This window comes from Pirellulales bacterium, assembly GCA_035939775.1.
Taxonomy (GTDB): domain Bacteria; phylum Planctomycetota; class Planctomycetia; order Pirellulales; family DATAWG01; genus DASZFO01.
Genome location: DASZFO010000004.1, coordinates 1 through 16,775, shown reverse-complemented (window position 1 = coordinate 16,775; position 16,775 = coordinate 1). Strand labels below are relative to the sequence as shown.

10 protein-coding genes and 1 tRNA gene are annotated in these 16,775 nt (G+C 62.2%); 3 read left to right on the top strand and 8 right to left on the bottom strand.

The genetic code is table 11. The annotated features are described in order from the left end of the window. Positions 1 to 36: 36 nt before the first annotated feature. The 4 genes from VGY55_00160 to VGY55_00145 form a co-directional block, all read right to left on the bottom strand. Entirely contained in the window at positions 37 to 783 is a 747-nt protein-coding gene (locus VGY55_00160) for a hypothetical protein (protein ID HEV2968366.1), read from the bottom strand. A 322-nt stretch (positions 784 to 1,105) separates the two neighbouring features. Continuing rightward, positions 1,106 to 1,558 (bottom strand): GNAT family N-acetyltransferase, encoded by a 453-nt coding sequence (locus tag VGY55_00155; GenBank protein ID HEV2968365.1) that lies wholly within the window; start codon positions 1,556 to 1,558, stop codon positions 1,106 to 1,108. Between the two features lie 11 nt (positions 1,559 to 1,569). Further along, positions 1,570 to 1,655, bottom strand: a tRNA-Leu gene (locus VGY55_00150). A gap of 183 nt (positions 1,656 to 1,838) precedes the next feature. Continuing rightward, positions 1,839 to 3,392, bottom strand: coding sequence for a 2-isopropylmalate synthase (locus tag VGY55_00145; GenBank protein HEV2968364.1), 1,554 nt, complete (start codon positions 3,390 to 3,392; stop codon positions 1,839 to 1,841). A gap of 421 nt (positions 3,393 to 3,813) precedes the next feature. On the opposite strand from VGY55_00145, the gene VGY55_00140 reads away from it, so the two are divergent. Next, positions 3,814 to 4,128 (top strand): hypothetical protein, encoded by a 315-nt coding sequence (locus VGY55_00140; GenBank protein ID HEV2968363.1) that lies wholly within the window; start codon positions 3,814 to 3,816, stop codon positions 4,126 to 4,128. 65 nt (positions 4,129 to 4,193) lie between these two features. Here VGY55_00140 and VGY55_00135 read toward each other — a convergent pair whose 3' ends face one another. From VGY55_00135 to VGY55_00125, 3 genes are all read right to left on the bottom strand, one after another. Continuing rightward, positions 4,194 to 7,109, bottom strand: coding sequence for a tetratricopeptide repeat protein (locus VGY55_00135; protein ID HEV2968362.1), 2,916 nt, complete (start codon positions 7,107 to 7,109; stop codon positions 4,194 to 4,196). A 454-nt stretch (positions 7,110 to 7,563) separates the two neighbouring features. Further along, the gene (locus VGY55_00130) at positions 7,564 to 9,675 is read right to left on the bottom strand and encodes a polymorphic toxin-type HINT domain-containing protein (protein ID HEV2968361.1); all 2,112 of its coding nucleotides are present in this window, start codon (positions 9,673 to 9,675) and stop codon (positions 7,564 to 7,566) included. 245 nt (positions 9,676 to 9,920) lie between these two features. Continuing rightward, positions 9,921 to 12,107, bottom strand: a complete 2,187-nt coding sequence (locus VGY55_00125; protein HEV2968360.1) for a polymorphic toxin-type HINT domain-containing protein — start codon at positions 12,105 to 12,107, stop codon at positions 9,921 to 9,923. Positions 12,108 to 12,513: 406 nt separating this feature from the next. On the opposite strand from VGY55_00125, the gene VGY55_00120 reads away from it, so the two are divergent. Continuing rightward, a complete protein-coding gene (locus VGY55_00120; GenBank protein ID HEV2968359.1) occupies positions 12,514 to 14,601 on the top strand; it encodes a tetratricopeptide repeat protein in 2,088 nt (695 codons plus the stop codon). 2 nt (positions 14,602 to 14,603) lie between these two features. Here the strand turns inward: VGY55_00120 and VGY55_00115 are convergent, their stop codons facing one another. Next, positions 14,604 to 14,837, bottom strand: coding sequence for a type II toxin-antitoxin system HicB family antitoxin (locus VGY55_00115; protein ID HEV2968358.1), 234 nt, complete (start codon positions 14,835 to 14,837; stop codon positions 14,604 to 14,606). Positions 14,838 to 15,250: 413 nt separating this feature from the next. Between VGY55_00115 and VGY55_00110 the strand changes: the two genes are divergently transcribed. Beyond that, on the top strand, positions 15,251 to 16,775 hold a 1,525-nt coding region (locus VGY55_00110), incomplete at its 3' end, for a hypothetical protein (GenBank protein HEV2968357.1).

The window sequence follows — 16,775 nt, the reverse complement described above, 5'->3', positions numbered from 1 at the left end:
TGAAGGATTGCACTGGCGAGCGGTTCGGTATCGCCCTCAATTGCCGTTGGCGCCGCCCTTGCCACTGCTGTTGCTACTCGCGTTGCCACCCGCGTTCCCGCCGCGATTGCCGCCGCGACGATTGCCGCCGCCACCGAAACCGCCGGCGGGCAAGTCGATCTTCGCGCCCTGCATCTTCTCGAAAATGGCCTGCTGGTCGGAATCCAGCACGGCGAGGATTTTTTCGGTGGCTTCGGTCTGCAAAATGGTGAGTTGCTCTCGAACGTCGGCATTCCTGCCGCTGCCGCCGAACTGGAGTGTTTCTCGCCGCGCATTTTCGAGGCCCTTGGTCAATTCCGCGATCTGTTTCACTTGATCGTCGCTCAGCTTGAGCGCGGCGGCCACTTCTTTGGTAGAGAGGGCCGCGGGGCCTTGGACCTGCAGCCGAATCTCCTTCATCCGGGCCTTCTGCGTGGCGTTGAGAACGGAGTCGATCTTGTCGTCCATCGCCTTGCGCAATTCCGGCATCTTGGTTTGACGGTCCGCTTGAGTCAAGCCGCTCATCGACTTTCGGAAATCATCGGAGATTTTCTTAATCGAATCCTTCTGTCCGGCCGTCAAGGCGAGGTCCTTCTGGACCGTCTCATTGGCGAACAGATTGCCGCCGCCGCGGCCGCCGCCGCCTCCCCGTTGAGGGCGCTGGGCGGCCGGCGGATCTTCGGCCGCGGATGCATGACAGCCAACCATTGTGCCGAGCAAAACGAGCGACAACGAAGCGAACCCGAAACAGTTTGCACGCGACATGACTTCCCTCGCCATTTAGGGGACTGGGCGCCGAGCGATCCTCCCGCCCGGCCGTAGACGGAGCATTCCCTCGACAGCCGGCCTAGCGATTGAACCCCGCCGCAAGGCGATGGTATTGCTAGAAGTCGCTTCCAGGTAACTCTTTAGCCGAAATCAGCGAACTACCGATTACACGGTGGCACGGATTTTCTAAGAGCGCCTAACAAATCCGGCGGGGACTGTCCCCCTTTTTCGCGGGCACCATCGCTGCGATGGTCGGCGGAGCAAAACGGGGACGGTCTCCTTCTCCCAGCCGGATTTGTTAGGCGTTCTAAAACTGCGATCATGGTTTGCCGAGCCCTTTTGTAAACAGGAACTGGGCGTGGCCGTGTGAGTCCCAGTTTTCCAGCTTGCCGGCGATCTGATAGCCAAGCTTCTGATAGAAGCCGGGAGCCTGATAGTCCATCGTATCGAGGAAGGCGTGCCGGCAACCCCGCGCCACCGCCTCTTTCTCGGCCAGTTCCATGAGTCCGCGCCCAACGCCATGCCGCCGCGCGTTTTCGGCGACAGCGACGATCGAAACCTTGAGCCACGCGAACTGCGTCTCAGCCGTCAGTCCGCCAACGACCGTTCCCGACGGGTCGAACGCCACGACGTTGAGCGGCTGCGGCGCGTTCTCGGGGAGATCGCGCGCCGCGAAGAAGGCTGGATTCTGGGCCCGGTTGTAGCTGCGCAAGAAGGAAAAGACCGCCGCTCGCGTCTCTTCGGTCAGTGCGGCGACCAGTTTATAGTCCATGCCCGTCATATTGGCTGAGGCGGGGATCGAACCCGCACGGTGGTTACCCACCACAGGATTTTAAGTCCTGTGCGTCTGCCAGTTCCGCCACTCAGCCGTAGGTCAGGCTTTCGATCCTGACGAGCGCGACCATTACACGTAGCTTGCCGAATCAATCGCTACTAATCAATCTTGGACAGTTGATAAGGGAACGGCTATCCTAACCGGCAAGCCGGGTGCTGCCAACTTTCGTGAGGCGGACAAGGCCGAAGTGGATCGCGGGATTGTCGGAAACTCACCACTACCGCGCCACGCTGTGTTGCGGGTGCAGGCGCGCGGCGGGTTGGAGGGCGACGCGATTGATCGCGTTCAAGAATGCTTTGCCGCTGGCTTCGACGCTGTCGGTCGAGACGCCACGGCCGCGGTACACTTGTCCGTCGTGCGCGACTTCGACGTTCACCTCGGCCTGCGCGTCCTTTCCCACCGTGACCGCCTGAACGCGGAAATCGCGGCAGACGACGTTCACCCCGGTGATCTTCTCGATCGCCAGGAAGATCGCGTCGATCGGACCGTCGCCGCAGATCATCTGCTCGCGGACCTCATCGTCGCCGCGCTTCATCCGCAGCGTCACCGTCGGCTTCATTCCCGTGCCGGTCGTGATGTTGTAGGAGATGAATTGCCAAGACTCGGGCATGTCTTGGTATTGCTCTTCGCACAGCGCGGCCAGATCGCCGTCGTAGATGTCCTTTTTCTTGTCAGCGAGAATCTTGAACCGCTCGAAGACGGTTTGAAGCTGCTCGGCCGTGAGATGGTAACCGAGGGCCCGAGCGCGATCGGCCAGCGCCGCCCGCCCGCTGTGCTTGCCGAGCACGAGATCGGTCTTGGCGAAGCCGACATCCTCGGGGCGCATGATCTCGTAGGTCCGCGGCTCCTTGAGCATGCCGTCTTGATGGATGCCGGCCTCGTGGGCGAAGGCGTTGCGGCCGACGATCGCTTTGTTGCGTTGCACCTGAATGCCGGTGATCGTGGAAACGAGCCGGCTGGTGGGGACGAGGCGGGCGCTTTGGATCCGCGTGTCGGCGTGGTAATAGTCCTGCCGCACGCGCAGGGCCATCACGATCTCTTCGAGCGAGCAATTACCGGCCCGCTCGCCGATGCCGTTGATCGTGCATTCGATCTGGCCGGCACCGGCTTCGACTCCCGCCAGGCTGTTCGCCACGGCCAGGCCGAGATCGTTGTGGCAGTGCATGCTGATCACGGCGCGGTCGATATTCGGCACGCGGTTTTTTAGGTTGCGGATCACATTGCCCATGTGGGCCGGCGTGGCATAGCCGACCGTGTCGGGGATGTTCACGGTCGTCGCCCCGGCTTCGATCGCCGCCTCGACCACGCGGCAGAGGAAATCCGGCTCGGTGCGGGCCGCGTCTTCGGGCGAAAACTCGATGTCGTCGCAATAGCCGACGGCCCGCTCGACGCCGGCCACCGCGCGGCGGATGATCTCGTCTTTGTCCATCTTGAGCTTGAACTCACGATGGATCGCGCTAGTGGCGAGGAACACATGGATTCGCGGATTGGCGGCCTGCTTGAGCGCCTCCCAGGCCCGGTCGATATCGGCCTCGCTGGCCCGGGCCAGCCCGCAAACGGTCGTGCCGCGGATGTTCGCGGCGATATCGCGAACGGCCTCGAAATCGCCCGGCGAAGCGATCGGGAACCCGGCCTCGATCACATCGACCCCCAGGTCGCAAAGCGCTTGGGCGATCTCCATTTTCTCGGCCAGGTTCATGCTGGCCCCCGGTGATTGCTCGCCGTCGCGGAGCGTGGTGTCGAAGATTTTGATCATTCGCGATTCAGACATGATTGCCTCCTAATACGAAAAAAGCCCCGAGGCCGGTTGGCCTCGGGGCTCGCTTGATTCTGGTGAAAGGTGGCTTTCGACAGACGAACCCTAAGACCTGGACCCAATTAGGGTCAAACGCAATAACAACGACGGGTTCGAGAGGCTCGCAAACACGGTGGAAACGCTGGATTCAGTGGGTGGGATGGATCCGTTCACGTTTCTATAGCCAACTCTAGCTAAACTACGCCGCATGGTCAAGCGGGGCGGCCGCACGTGCGAGCTAGCTTGTTTCCTAAGACCATGCATCGGCGAAAAAGTTCACTTCCTATCGGCGGGCGTCCGTCTTGCCGCCACCGCTGGAATTCGCTAAAAGTTGGCCCTCTCATCGCGTCTCGGCGTTCGCCGGGCATATCGATCACAGATTTCAAGGAGGCTCGTCATGGCCCGCCTTCTGGCCTCTGGTCTTATCGTCGGCGTTATCTGTATTATTCCAGTTGCAATCGGTCGAGCCGCGGACACCGGCACTTCGACGACGCCAACGCTCAAGGACACGCTGGACAACGGGCTTAAAGCGCGGCTGCCGAGCGAATTTGCTTTTGTCGCCAAAGTCATCGCCAAAGTAGATGACGGCACGCTGCCCCTCTCGCTCGTGGAGAGCACCTTCCTTTGGGCCCGCAGGAAACCCGATCATCCGTTTCAGTATTTTCAACAGGGGCTGACATTGCGAGCGCAAAAGATCGGCGTGTCGCTGTAGAGGCCAGAGGCCAGAGGTCGGAGGTCGGAGGTCGGGAGAACGCGCAAGCGGGAAATCGCCGGGAGCTATTTCTTGGCCGCGAGCCCGTCGGCGCCGGCTGGCGGGGCCCAGCCGGTGTCGACCACCATGTAGCCCGACCAGAAGAGCGGGTGCCGCGCCATTGCCGGCTCATCGCGATCGGGGCGTTTGACGCGCGGCTCGCGATCCGCGTCGAGCGGCGTTTCGCGAACCGTTTCGACGGCGCGTTGCCAAGCGTCCGCCGCGCTCGTGTAAGGCAGCTCCTGCGCGAATTGATGGACCAGATCATAGCTGCTCTGGCCTCCCGTGCGCCAGCGACTGATCAGCACCGTCCGCGCGCCGGTCGACATCAGCCCGCAGGTCGAGAGAAACAAGTCGCTTCCGAGCGGGCCGGCGCCCGGCTGGTGCAACGCGTTCTCGGCCGGCGTATGGAAGCCGGGCAGCAGCACGATCGAGTTTTTCCAAGGCAATGGGAACCATTGCGACATTGGGGCCGCGCCCCGCGCGCGGTCGAGCTGGATCGGCGTCCAATCGTATGGCAGCCGGTCGCTCCCTGCCGCGGCCTTGACGTTCATCGACAAGTCGTCGAGCACCACCAGCGTGTCGAAGAGCGAGCCATAGAGCGGCACTGGCGCTGGCAACGAGCGCCGGATCGGCGAAACGGATGGGGTCAACTTGGTCAACCGCTCGAATTCCGTTTCGGCGATTTGCGCGTCGTCGTGCGGGTGCAGCTTGCCGAGCGCCACGCCGACCGCGCCGAGCGGCCGCCGCTCTTGGCGGTCGGGAACGGCGAGCCCCATCGTCGGAAGATAGCGAATCCGGCTCTTTGTCAATAGCGGCACCGTCTCCTTCGCCTGATTGCCCTTGGCAACTTCGAGCGCCTCGAAGGGGAGATACCAGAGCACACCGTCGGGGACGATCGCGATTTCATCGATGTTCGCCGCGAGGTTCACCTTGGACCCGGCCACCAAGGCCTCGAACGCATCTCGCGACGATCCGCGCCAGGCATCGTCAGCTAACTCGGTTCGCGTCAGCTCGTGATTGGCGTCGATATTGCCGATTGCCCGGAGCAGGTTCGAAACCGTTTTCTCCAACAGCGCCGGCGGAGCCTCGATTTTCCAAGCGGCGAGGCGGTTTTTCGATAGCAGCCAAGCATAGGTATTATCGTGCGTGGCAAAGAACACGAATAACAACTGCCGCGGCGTCAACGCCGCTTGCGCTTCTTTCGTCTTGCGAATCGGTGGAAAGTCGATGCTCGCGCTCTCGCGGCGCAGCGCCATCTCGTGGAGCAGCGCTTCTTGCTCGGCGGACAACCGACCCAATTCGGCCAACTTATCCGCTTGGACTCGCTGCGCTTCGGCGCCAACGGCGGCGAGCGGCTTGGCCGCCAAACCATCGCGCACCTGATGGGCTTGCTTCGCAAATTCAGCATAACGCGGGTAGCGGAGGAACAACTCCTGACGCTGCATCCGAGATTCTGGACCGAGTCGTTCGAGGGGCGCTTCGAGCACCCACCGCAGCGCCATCAACCGGCCGCCGAGCGGCAGCGTGGAAAGAAAACGATGCCGTCGCGCCCGATCCGCGACTTCCAGACCGAGTTCAGGACTTTGTTGGCGAGCGATCTCGAACCAACGCTCGTATGCCGAGGGATGCGGGATTGCCAGAACCGACAGCGCTTCGAGCGGATCGGCCGACCAATCGGCGCCTGTCGGATCGCGGAGCAGCGATTCATACAGCGGCAGCGTTCGCTTGCGGCTCAGCGGCGAGCCCGATTGCTCCGCGGCGAAGCGATCCACCAAGGAGATTTGGAACAGCCATTTCGAGCCAGTCTTTTGGAACGCGAGCGCATCGGCCAGCGCCTGATCACCGGGCGTCAACCTGGCCTGCTGATAATCGAGCATGGCCGACAGATAGTTCAGCCGCGCTCCGACGTCGTGCATGCCCATTTCGCGCCGGCCGATGACGCTGCGCGCATCCGCCAGCGCCGCACTTGCCGAACGGACGTCGTTCAACAAGGCGTGGTTCTCGGCGGCCAACAGGAGCAGCGTCGCGCACACCTCCCGGCAGTGCGACTTCGACCAGGTGATCGCCGCCGCCAGTGGAGGAAAGACGTCATGGCCGTTCGGGTGCGTCGCGAGCCATACCCGCTCCCCGGAACGAAACGCTTCCTCAATCACACCCAGATCGCCATATTCGAACGCCGAGTAGCTGGCCTCTTCGAGCAGATCGCGAGCGTCTTTCAAATTGGCGGCTTCGAAGGCCAGTTGGCCCTGTTCGAGCAAGACGATCGGCGTGAGCGGATGATCCATCGCGTCGGCCATGGTCGTCGAATTCTTCAAGCAACTGACGGCCTGCGCGGTCTGGCCGGTGCCCAGATGGGCCATACCAAGGTCCGCGTCGATCCAGGCCTGGGCGCAGGGATGGTTGGTCGCGGGACGGCGGACGAACAGGGCTTCGAGGGCGGAGGTCAACGGATCGTTGGCACAAACCAGTCCCATCAATTCATGCCGCCGCTTGAGCGCCAACGCCGCGCAGCGGGCGATTTCCGGCACGTTCACCGGCACGGGCGTTCCGGGAAGAATCATATTGTTTCCGCCGTTTGGCATCGGCACGGTGTCGACAAGGACGGTATCGGAGGCCAATGCCATCGTGGCGGGAAAGTGGCCCCGCTTCGCCTCGCGATCGCTCGTCCCCCATGGAGCAGGCTTGGAACTCGATTGCGGCTGGATCGTCGTCGGAAATCCGATTCCGGTCATCCAGTTCGGAAAGGCCAGATAGAGCTTGAGTGCCGAATTGTAATCATCCAGCGCATCGTCGAGTTGCCCCATCTTGTAGTGACACTCTCCGGCCATCGTGAGATAGCAGATCGAATCGACCCAATGGGTGCCGGCCGCCTGAAGGCCGAACGAATAATCGAATCGAAATCCTTCCATCGCCTTCTTGTAGTCGCCGTCGTAGAGCATGGCGACATGCTGGAAATACGACGCCTGCGGGAAGGACCGCTGCGGAAGATTGCCAATGGCCGCGTTATTGTTGATGAGCCCCTGAGCCGCGGCAGCGTCGAGAGCCGCCTGCGCGGCTGGACTTAGTATGACCGGGGCGGTTCTTACGACCGGAGCTGGCGCAGCCGGGGTCTGCTTAGAGGTCGCCGGCGGGGGCGAAGAAGGTTTTGCGGGGGGCGATTGCGGCGGATTTGTTTGTGGCGGGTTTGTTTGCGGTGGAGTTGTTTGCGGCGGACTCGCTCCCAATGCCGATTCCGCCAGCAACGCGACCATGCACGATACAAAGAACCTGCGCATTACATGCCACTTATCCACAAGCATCTCGTGCTGTCCGGTGCAGAACGTCACTCCCGCCATGATAGGGCATCGTATTGCCGTCGTGCAAACCATCGAACTCCATTAACGCCGCGAGACTCTACCGATCCATCGCGACAAATCCAGGCACTTTGGCCGCGGTTGGCAGCCGCGGCGTATTGTCGTGCACCAGAATCCGGCCATCTCCCACGAAATACGTTCCGAAATCGGCCACGATGAGGTTGTAAGCGCTCTGTGGCGGCTCCGCGGCAATTGCCGTCACGGTGGCGCTGCCGTCCAGGCAATGCACTCGGTCGCCAACTTGGAGTTCCTTGGCCATTCGCCACCCCTTGCCGACGATCCAAAACGGATGCCCGCGCGTCGTCCGCAAGGCACCTCGCGTTGTCGTGACGAGCATCATCTCGATCGGCGGGCGGACGGTGGTTCCCAGAACCGGCTTGTAGGCCAACTCGCCGCTGTCAGCGTCTTGCGCCAAAACACGGTCGCCGATGCGAAGTTTCTCGATTGGCATGCGACCGGTGATCGCCGTGACCGGCGTTCCGGCGGCAAAGCAGGAGTGCGTGCGGCCTACACGTATCAACTGACGCGTGACCGAATTGTACATCTGCGGCGTCATATCGACGTTGTAGGTGCTCGTATTCACGTCGTGGCTGCAATTGTATCCGCGTGAATAGGCGGTGATCGAGGTCGGTTTCTCGGGCGAATACGCCTCGTTATAGGTCGCCCACCAATTCCACCAATAATCGGCCGTCGTTGTCGACGGTTTTGTGACGGCGGTATCCGGGATCGCGTCCTTCTCGTCAGCGTTTTCGTCAACTTTGGCCGACATCCCTTTGGTAACTTCTTTCAAGACCGAATCGATTCGCTGGTCGGTCAATTCGATCCGTGCGTTGCGGGCATCGACGGAGGCGGCGAATCGCTCGCTCGTGACGACTGCTCGGTCGGCCTCAACACGGTCGCTGGATCCCGGAGAGCTCGGAAGAAACGCTCCCGAACTAGATTGCGAAATCGAATTGATCTGGCGGGTCGTGACGGCGCCGGCCAGGTTACTTGGGTTTTGGCCCGAGACAACGTAACGCACGAGTTGTTTTGGGGTGATTTTAATGTGTGCCACGTCGATCCATTCTGTCCCGGAGACCACCGTATGCAGGCCACCCACAAAAGTTGGCCGCAAGCCCGACGTGGAGTCGGAGTATTCGACTTGTCGGATCGCGTCTGGTCCCTCCTGGGAAACAACGGCGCGGGATGCCGAGAGCCCCAAGTTGTGATCGAACGAAGTCGCATAGTCGAACTCGATCGGGTTGGCCAGTCCGGCCAGCAGAATGGGAACGAAGTCGTATAACGACCGCGCCTTCAATTGGTCGGTCGCGGCGCTGCGAACCTCCGATTGGCGAGCCATTACGGCGTGTTCAACGAGGGAGTACGTGGCTCGCTGCGGCGGAAGATGACCGAGCAGCGCAATCGCTTGCTGCTGGAACGGAGTCGCTGCGTCACGATTCGATGGCGGTTTGACCGCATCGGTCGCATCGGCCCATTCCAACGCCGGAATGATCCCCGGATCTCTCACGGTTTTCATTTCCGCGGTTGCTTGGGCTTTCGCGGCCGCCGTGCCTTCATCGAGCGACTTTCGCCAACCGATCACAATGGGCTTCCACAGCGCGAGTTGATTTTCTTCAAGAGAGTGCTGTTTCTTGATTTCTTCGATCTGCGCATTTGTCACCAGCGTTCCGCGAAACCAGCGCATGCCGAGGCGGCGTTCTGCTTCGCCATCTCTCGGAGCCTCCACGAGCACTTGCAGCCAGTGGGCCCGCGCTTCGTCCGGCAACCGCTTGGCGCGACACCAGCGAGCCAACTCGACGAGCGCGGCAAGTCCTTCCGAAGAAAGTGCTGTCGTGCCAGCAACGCTGGCTGACCAACCACCTCCCGCCGTGGGACCTCCGGCACTACTCTCCGCTATATCGGAAATCGGTACGCGTGAGAATAGACCGGCATCGGCGGCATGGTCGCGTCGGCGTCGGTATTCCGACAATTTGGGATCGGAAGCGTATTTCCCGGCGACTTCTTCCGGCGTGAACCACTTTCCTTCGAGTTCTGAATAGCCCGCTTGCCAGCGAGCGGCGCGACACTCGGGGTCTTCTTGGAGCGCGTGCGCCAAGAGGGCGTCGCGGCGCGTGTCGTCGCCCGCCAACTCCGCGATAAGCGCTTCCCGCACCAAGCGCTCCGCGGGGGACATGCACGACGGATCGAGCGAAGGCTGTTTTGGTGGGATCGCCTCCGCCCCCGAAGCTGCCAGCCATCCGAGTGCGACAAGGCCGGTTGCCAGAATCCCGATTCTCGTTCTCGTGCGGTACTTTCTGGTATAAGTCATCTACGGCCCTGTGCCCGCGGTGAACGCAAGGATTCGCATGTCACACCGACGTTTCACAATCATTCGTTGCCGTCTACTTCGCCGCTCGCTCAGAGACTATCGCCGACGTACCCCGGCAACAGGGCGCGGCTCGGCAGCCGCGGCGTGAAATCGTGGACTAGCAACTGTCCGTCGCTCACGAAATAGGTGCCGAAATCGGCGACGTTCAGATTAAACACTGGCTCCATCGGTTGACTTTCGATCGCCGTGACAACGGCAACTCCGTGGAGAGCATGAATCTGATCGCCGACGCGCGATTCCTTGGCCATTCGCCAACCTTTGCCGACGATCCAAAACGGATGTCCGAGCGTCAATCGAACCGCGCCGCGAGACGTCGTGATCCGCAGCAGCCTGGCCGGCGGGCTCTTGCTCGTCGCCAAGACCGGTTTGTAAGCCAGTTCGCCGGTGTCTGGATCTTGGGCAAGCACGCGGTCTCCGATCTGCAATTTTTCGATTGCGAGCGGGCCTGTCAAAGTCAGAACCGGCGTGCCGGCCGCAAAGCAATAAGGGCAATGGCGATATGGCGGCGGCGGCGCGTTGTAGACCACCGTGCCCGAACTCGCCGATTGGTGATAGGAATACTCGCTGGGATTGGCACGGTTCGAGCTGTTGGAGTATTTGGTGATGGAAACCTGTTTGTAGGGCGTCGGCAGCTCGTTATAGTCCGCCCACCAATTCCACCAATAGTCAGCGGTCGACGTCGCGCTCTTTGCCAATGCCGAGTCAGGGATCGCGTCGGACTCGTCGGCCGGCTTGTCCGAGTCGGTGGATGACGCCTTGCCGGTCACAGTCTCAAGAACGGAATTGATTCGGCCATTCATTTGCTCGATGCGGCCGTCTTGTTTGTCCACGGAAGCCGCGAGTAACTGGCTTTGGCGTGAAATCGCGACTGCGCCGGGGACTTCGGTCCAATTGCGCGGGCCGGGTTGCCAAAACTGCCAACCGACATCGGATGTCGAGGTTTGAGTTACGGTCGGCCGTTTCCCGGTAAAGTCGACCAACTTCGTTTGATTCACGGACACGTCCCGGCCGCCATTGACACTCGGCAACAATCCCGTCACAGAGTCGGAGTATTCGACTTGCCGAACGGTATCTCGCCCCTCCTGCGAAACGACGGCGCGGTAGTTCGCCATTCCCGTGCCGCGGTCGAATGCCATGGCGTAATCGAATTGAATTGGATTGGCCAATCCCGACAAAAGATTCGGGACGAAGTCGTGAAGCGGTCGCTTCTTGAGTTCGTCCGCCGCGGCGCTGCGCAATTCCGCTTGCGGCGCGAGGACGGCATGCCCGGCCAATGAGTAGGTAGCGCGCTGCTCCGGCAGCCGTCCGAGCAAGGCGATCGCCTGCCGTTGGAACGGTGTGGCCGCATTGCCTTTGGCCGGCGACTTGGGCGAATCGGAATAAACCGCCCATTCCAAAGCCGGGATGACGGCCGGGTCCTTAATATCTTGCATCTCCGTGGCTGCCTCGGCGCGCTCAACGCCGCTGCCGGCGTTAAGCTCCTTTTGCCAGCGAACGACAATCGCCTTCCATTCCGTCAACTGCCGTTCCTCGAACGAACGCCGATGTTTCAGCGCATCTATCTGGGCATTCGTCAGCAAGCTGCGCATGTACCATCGCATGCTCAATCGCGTTTGCGCCTCGCGATTCGAACGGTCCTCCAGAAGCACTTGAGTCCAATGAGCGCGCTCCTCGTCAGCCAATCGCTTCGAGCGGCACCAGCGTGCTAACTTCGCGTTTTCCGCAATCCCCTCCTGGGTGAGGGCATCGGAACGGTAGGTCTCGACCGATGCGCCTTGTGCCGCCGAACTCTTGCCCTCGTCCGTGCCTCCGGTGCCGATCGACACAGCGCCACGTGCGAAGAGGCCCGCGCTGGCCGCCTGTTCGCGCCGTCGGCGATAATCGGCAAGATCATGGTCCGACGAAAACTTCGCCGCCGTTTCATCGGTCGTCATCCACTTGCCGTCAATGGAGACGTAGCCGGATTGCCAGCGGGCGGAGTGGCAGTCGGGATCCGCTGAAAGCCCTTGAGCAAGCAATTCGTCGCGGCTCGCTTCGTCGCCGGCCAATTCGGCCGCAAGGGCTTCGCGCACATAGTGATCTGCCGGAGACGCGTTGGTTGCTTCTCGGGGCGCGGAGTTTTTGGGCGTCGGCGCGGGAGTCGCGTCCGCTCCCCAAGCCGCCACTGCGCCGAGTGTGAGAATGCCGGCTGCCAGGACGCCTCTTACACTACTCATGCAACATCTCCTTGTGCATGGTTTCGATCCGCGGAGAGACCGCCATCCCCGCCACGATAGGCAATTCGCCGGGGGAGGGGCGAATTATTCCCTGGGCCGGGGTCGGAGGCGGAACTGTTGGAGTTCAGCCTTCAGGCTGTGGGGAACAGGCTAAAGCCTGAAATCCAACGACTGATCAAAACGAGTCGGCCGCTCACTTCACATGCGGAAAGCCTGAGCGGAAGGTAACATAGGGCGATAACCGGATAAATCGGCGGCCGACCTCTTGTACGGTCCCTCGCCCCTCATCACTCGCCCCTCGCCTGCGATGGACTCCGAACGATCAGCAACGCCTGGACCATCTGCCGCGCGGCCGCCCCGTCAGCCGACGCGGACGCGCTTCACCGGATTGATTTTGCTGGCGTTCATGCTAGTCGTCTTTTTCGTTGGTCCGGCCGAATTGCCGGTTTTCTTCCAGCGGCTGGTCGGGATCGTCAACGCACTGCTGGCAATGCTGACGGTGGTGTTCGCAATCCGCGAGTACGGGAAGAAATACAATCGGCTCCGCTGGCCGCTGGTGGGACGAGTCAGCACCAGCAAAGTAGCCGGCTCGCTGACGTTTATCGTCGTTCTCGGCTGGTGGCTTAGCCCCTGGGTGCCGATTCCTGCCGGCGAGGCGGAGCCCGATCTCTGGCGGCTGCTCGAGCATGGGCTCGACGAGCCGGTGCTGACGCTTGCCGACCGTCAGTTCGCGACGATCGCCGCGCCGGCGCCGTCCCCCGCCGCCCGTCACGCCGCCGAAGCGATCTCGCCGGAAAGCCCGCCGTTTCCGCGGGCCCTTCAGGCCGTCGCCGAAGCGCGGTTCGATGATGCAATCGCGCTGCTGAACACGCTGGATGAGGATAAAGCGATGGACCGCGACACTCGCGAATTGGTGCGCGTTGCCCGCGCTCAGGCCGATCTGTATGCCGGCCGATTCACCGAAGCCAGCCGGCGTTACGGCGAATTGCTGGAGGGCGAGCCGCGGCGCGAGGATTATCTGGCCCATGGGGCGCTGGCTGCGGCGCTGGCCGGAGATTACAAGACGGCGGCGGACCGGGCTCGCCAACTGCGCGACCAGGCCGCCGCCCGTGGCCATGAGTCGCCGCGCTATCGGCAGGCAGTGAATCTTCTGGTGGCGATCCGCGTGATGCAAGGGAACTATGCCGAAGCGGCCCGATTCGGGGACGAGACCAAATCGAGCCGCCAGCGGGCCGCCCGCGACGACAACCGTGGCCCAATTGATCCGTTGCTCGCCGCCGACGCGAACAATCAAGCCGTGCTTCGAGTCCTGACGCGTCCGGCGACAGTCGAAGTTCCGCCCAGCGCCGAAGGGCTATCCGCCGGATTCGTTCTGGCGAAAAAGCTCTGGATCGAATGGAGCACGGCGAACGGCCGGCCTCGCGAGCTGGCCGATCTCGACGTGGCGACGGAACTCTACAACCTCGGGATGGTCGCGCTGGGCGAGGAGCGATTCGATCAGGCGGGTGAATTGCTCGACGACGCGCTCTCCGTGCGGCGCGCCGCCGCGGAGCAAGCGAGGACCCCGGCGATCGGCCTCAGTTTGAACGCGCTGGCCGAACTCCAGCGGATCGAGGCCAATTTCGCGCAGGCGCAGTCTCTGGCAAGCGAAGCCGCCGACGTGCTGGAGTCGTCGCCGCGAGAGAACGCTCCCGAGCGGCTCGTATCGCTGGCCACGCGCGCGGCGCTCGACGCCGATCTGGGACATTACGATCTGGCGATCGCCCGCTACCAGCAGGCGATCGAATCGGCGGCGCGGTCGTTGCCGCCGCAGCATCCCTACGTGGCCGCGATCAAGATTCGGCTTGCCGAGGCGTACTCGCTCGCCGGAAAGAATCAGGAAGCAGAGACCGCGATCGGCGAGGCGCTGACGATTCTCGACCAGGCCGGGTTGGAGCAAGTCGTCGCTCGGGCGCAAGGGCTGCGGGTTCTCGGCATCGTCTTTCTGCGCCAGCGTAAGAGAGACCTGGCCCAACAGCAGTTCGAAGCGGCGGCCAAGATCGTCGGCCTTCCCGCAGCGCCGGCCGGCGGCGAGTCTCACGATGAGCACTCGTCCGAGACGCTTGAAGTTGCTGCGCTGCGAGCTGCGCGGGCCGAATTGGCTGATGATCCACAGAGCTTGCCCGCAGCCGCGGCCGATTGCGAGGCGGCCATGGCCATTGTGCAAAGGCAGATTGGAGATCAAGCGGCGAGCCATCCGCTCATGGCGGAGTATCTGCGCGACCTGGCACGGGTGCACGTGCGGCAGGGAAAACCTCTCGCCGCCGTGCCATTGTTGCGCCAGTCGCTGGCGATCGAGGATCGCGCCTTGCCCCCCGATCATCCTGCAATCATCGCCACGCTCGACGATCTAGCCAGCGCGCTCGACAAAACGGCCCAAGCCGATGAGGCAAAACGTCTCGCTGACCGCGCTAAGCAACTGCGTGCCGGTCGGGGCGAGGCGCGGGGGCAATGATTCTAGGCGGTCTCGACTACGAGCCGGTGTTTGGCCGAAGGGATCGGAAGCCCGAGCTTTTGCAGGCTTTCCAAGTGCAAATCCAGGGCCTCGCAGGCGTGTGCGAACGCCTCGGCCAATGACGCGCCGCTCGTAACGATGTCGGAAAAATCGGCGAACGATACCGTAAATGCTGGGTCGTGCGGCTGGTAGTCGATCGTGAACACGTATCCCCGATATTCGTGTGTCGTGGTCATAGATCCAATGCCTCCAGGATTCTCCGCACGTCGGCCGGATTGCAGTTTTTCCGTCGTCCGTGAGGCCGAACCACCGTCAGTAGCCGACCGTCTTGGCGGTGATATGTGCAATGACTTCCGCGACGGTTGAATAGTACAAACCCCTCGTACCGCAACAGCGACTCCACCTCGGCAAAACGGATACTGCGCGGCGACTCGCGCATCTTCCCGATCAGTTTATCACGCCGGCTCATCGCTTGCTGACTGTGTTGATTGCGACCCGTTGAGTCGCGGTGCAGTTCCGTACTGGTGTATATGATAGCGGCCCGCTGACGGCCCGACCATGAGTCGCGAAATGCCGATGGCGGTGGGCCCGCTACTTTCGCCGCGCTGACCGCCGCATTAGACTCAAGGGCGGAAGAGGTGTTTGCCCGATGTGCCAGAACTGCGCCGCCGATCGATGTAGCCATCCCGGAGCGGCATTTTGGCTGTTGTTGTTTCTGCTCGTGATCGCGCCGCTTCCCGGTTGCAGCGGCTGCACCGCCGATTCCGATACGGAGCAGGACGCGAAGTTGAAGTCGGAGAAAAAGAAGAAAGAGGACGAAGAGAAAAAGAAGAAGGAAGAAGAGAAGAAACGAGATTTCGAGGTCTCTCAGCCCTACGTCGAGCCGTTCCGTGCCGATAGTCCATCGCTCGGCGTGAAGCCGGGGCATTGGTTCTGCATCAGTCAGGCGATGAAGGCGAACAACTTCGACTTCGTCGGTGAAATGGACACGGAACTGACGCTGAAATCGGCCGATGCGCGGGTCGCTCAAGTTCCCACGCAATTGATTACCAGCCGCCCGGTCGTTTTGCCCAAAGGGCAGGAGCGGTTCCCCGAATTGCCGGTGTTCGTGCCGCGGAGCGAGCCGGCTCGAACCGCCGGCGACATCGACGTCAACGGTGTCCCACAACAGTTCGTCTTTAGCAGACCTTGGCTCTCGACGGAATTACGCAGTCGCGGCGGCAGCGCGATGATTCAATCGGGGGCGACGCCGCTGGTCTTGATGCCGCCGTATCAGTTCTATTTCTTCGTGCTGGCGCGCGAGCATTTGCGCTATCGATCGCTCGAGGGACTGGATGCGCTGCGCGGGCCGGAGTTCGACGGGCGGCTAGTGTATTATCGCTTTGTCCTGCCGCCGCTGGAGAAGCACGTCGCATTGCCGGCCCATCCGCTGGCTTGGTCGAGCATCGCCTACGTGCTCTGGGACGACGTCGATCCGGCGCTGCTTTCCCCTGACCAGCAGCGGGCGATGCTCGATTGGCTGCATTGGGGCGGGCAACTGATCCTGAGCGGCCCGAACACGCTCGGCACGCTGCGCGGCAGCTTCCTCGGCCCCTATCTGCCGGCCAATGAGGGCCCGACGCGCGCCATCACGGCCGAGGCGCTCTTGCCGTTGAGCAGCTATTTCACGCCGAAACAGGGGAAAGGGCGCCGGCCGCTTTCGCCCATTCATGCCTGGAGCGGCATTCAGCTTGTGAAGGCTCCGGAGGCGGGATTCTTGCCGCACACCGGCGAGCTGGTCGTCGAGCGCGGAGTCGGCCGCGGGCGAATTGTTGCCACCGCGTTTCCGCTGAGCTTGCGCGCGCTGCAGGCCTGGCCTGGCTTCGATTCGTTCTTGAACGCCTGCCTGCTGCGCCATCCGCCGCGCGAATTCGTAGCCGGCGAGGGACTCGATCCGGAACGAGCCGTGTGGTTCGAGCATCCTGATCGGAGATTCGACGCTCGGCTGACTTGCGGCCTGCGCTATCTCAGCCGCGATTTGGCATCGGACGGGAGCTTCGCCGAAGATCGTGTGGGGAACGCGCCGGCGCTCGTCGATGAACTGGGAAATCCGCCCCCGATGAGAAATCGCCCGGGGGTTAACTTGAGCCCCGCAATCGCGCCAGTGCTGTCTGACTCCCTCGAATCCGAGGGCA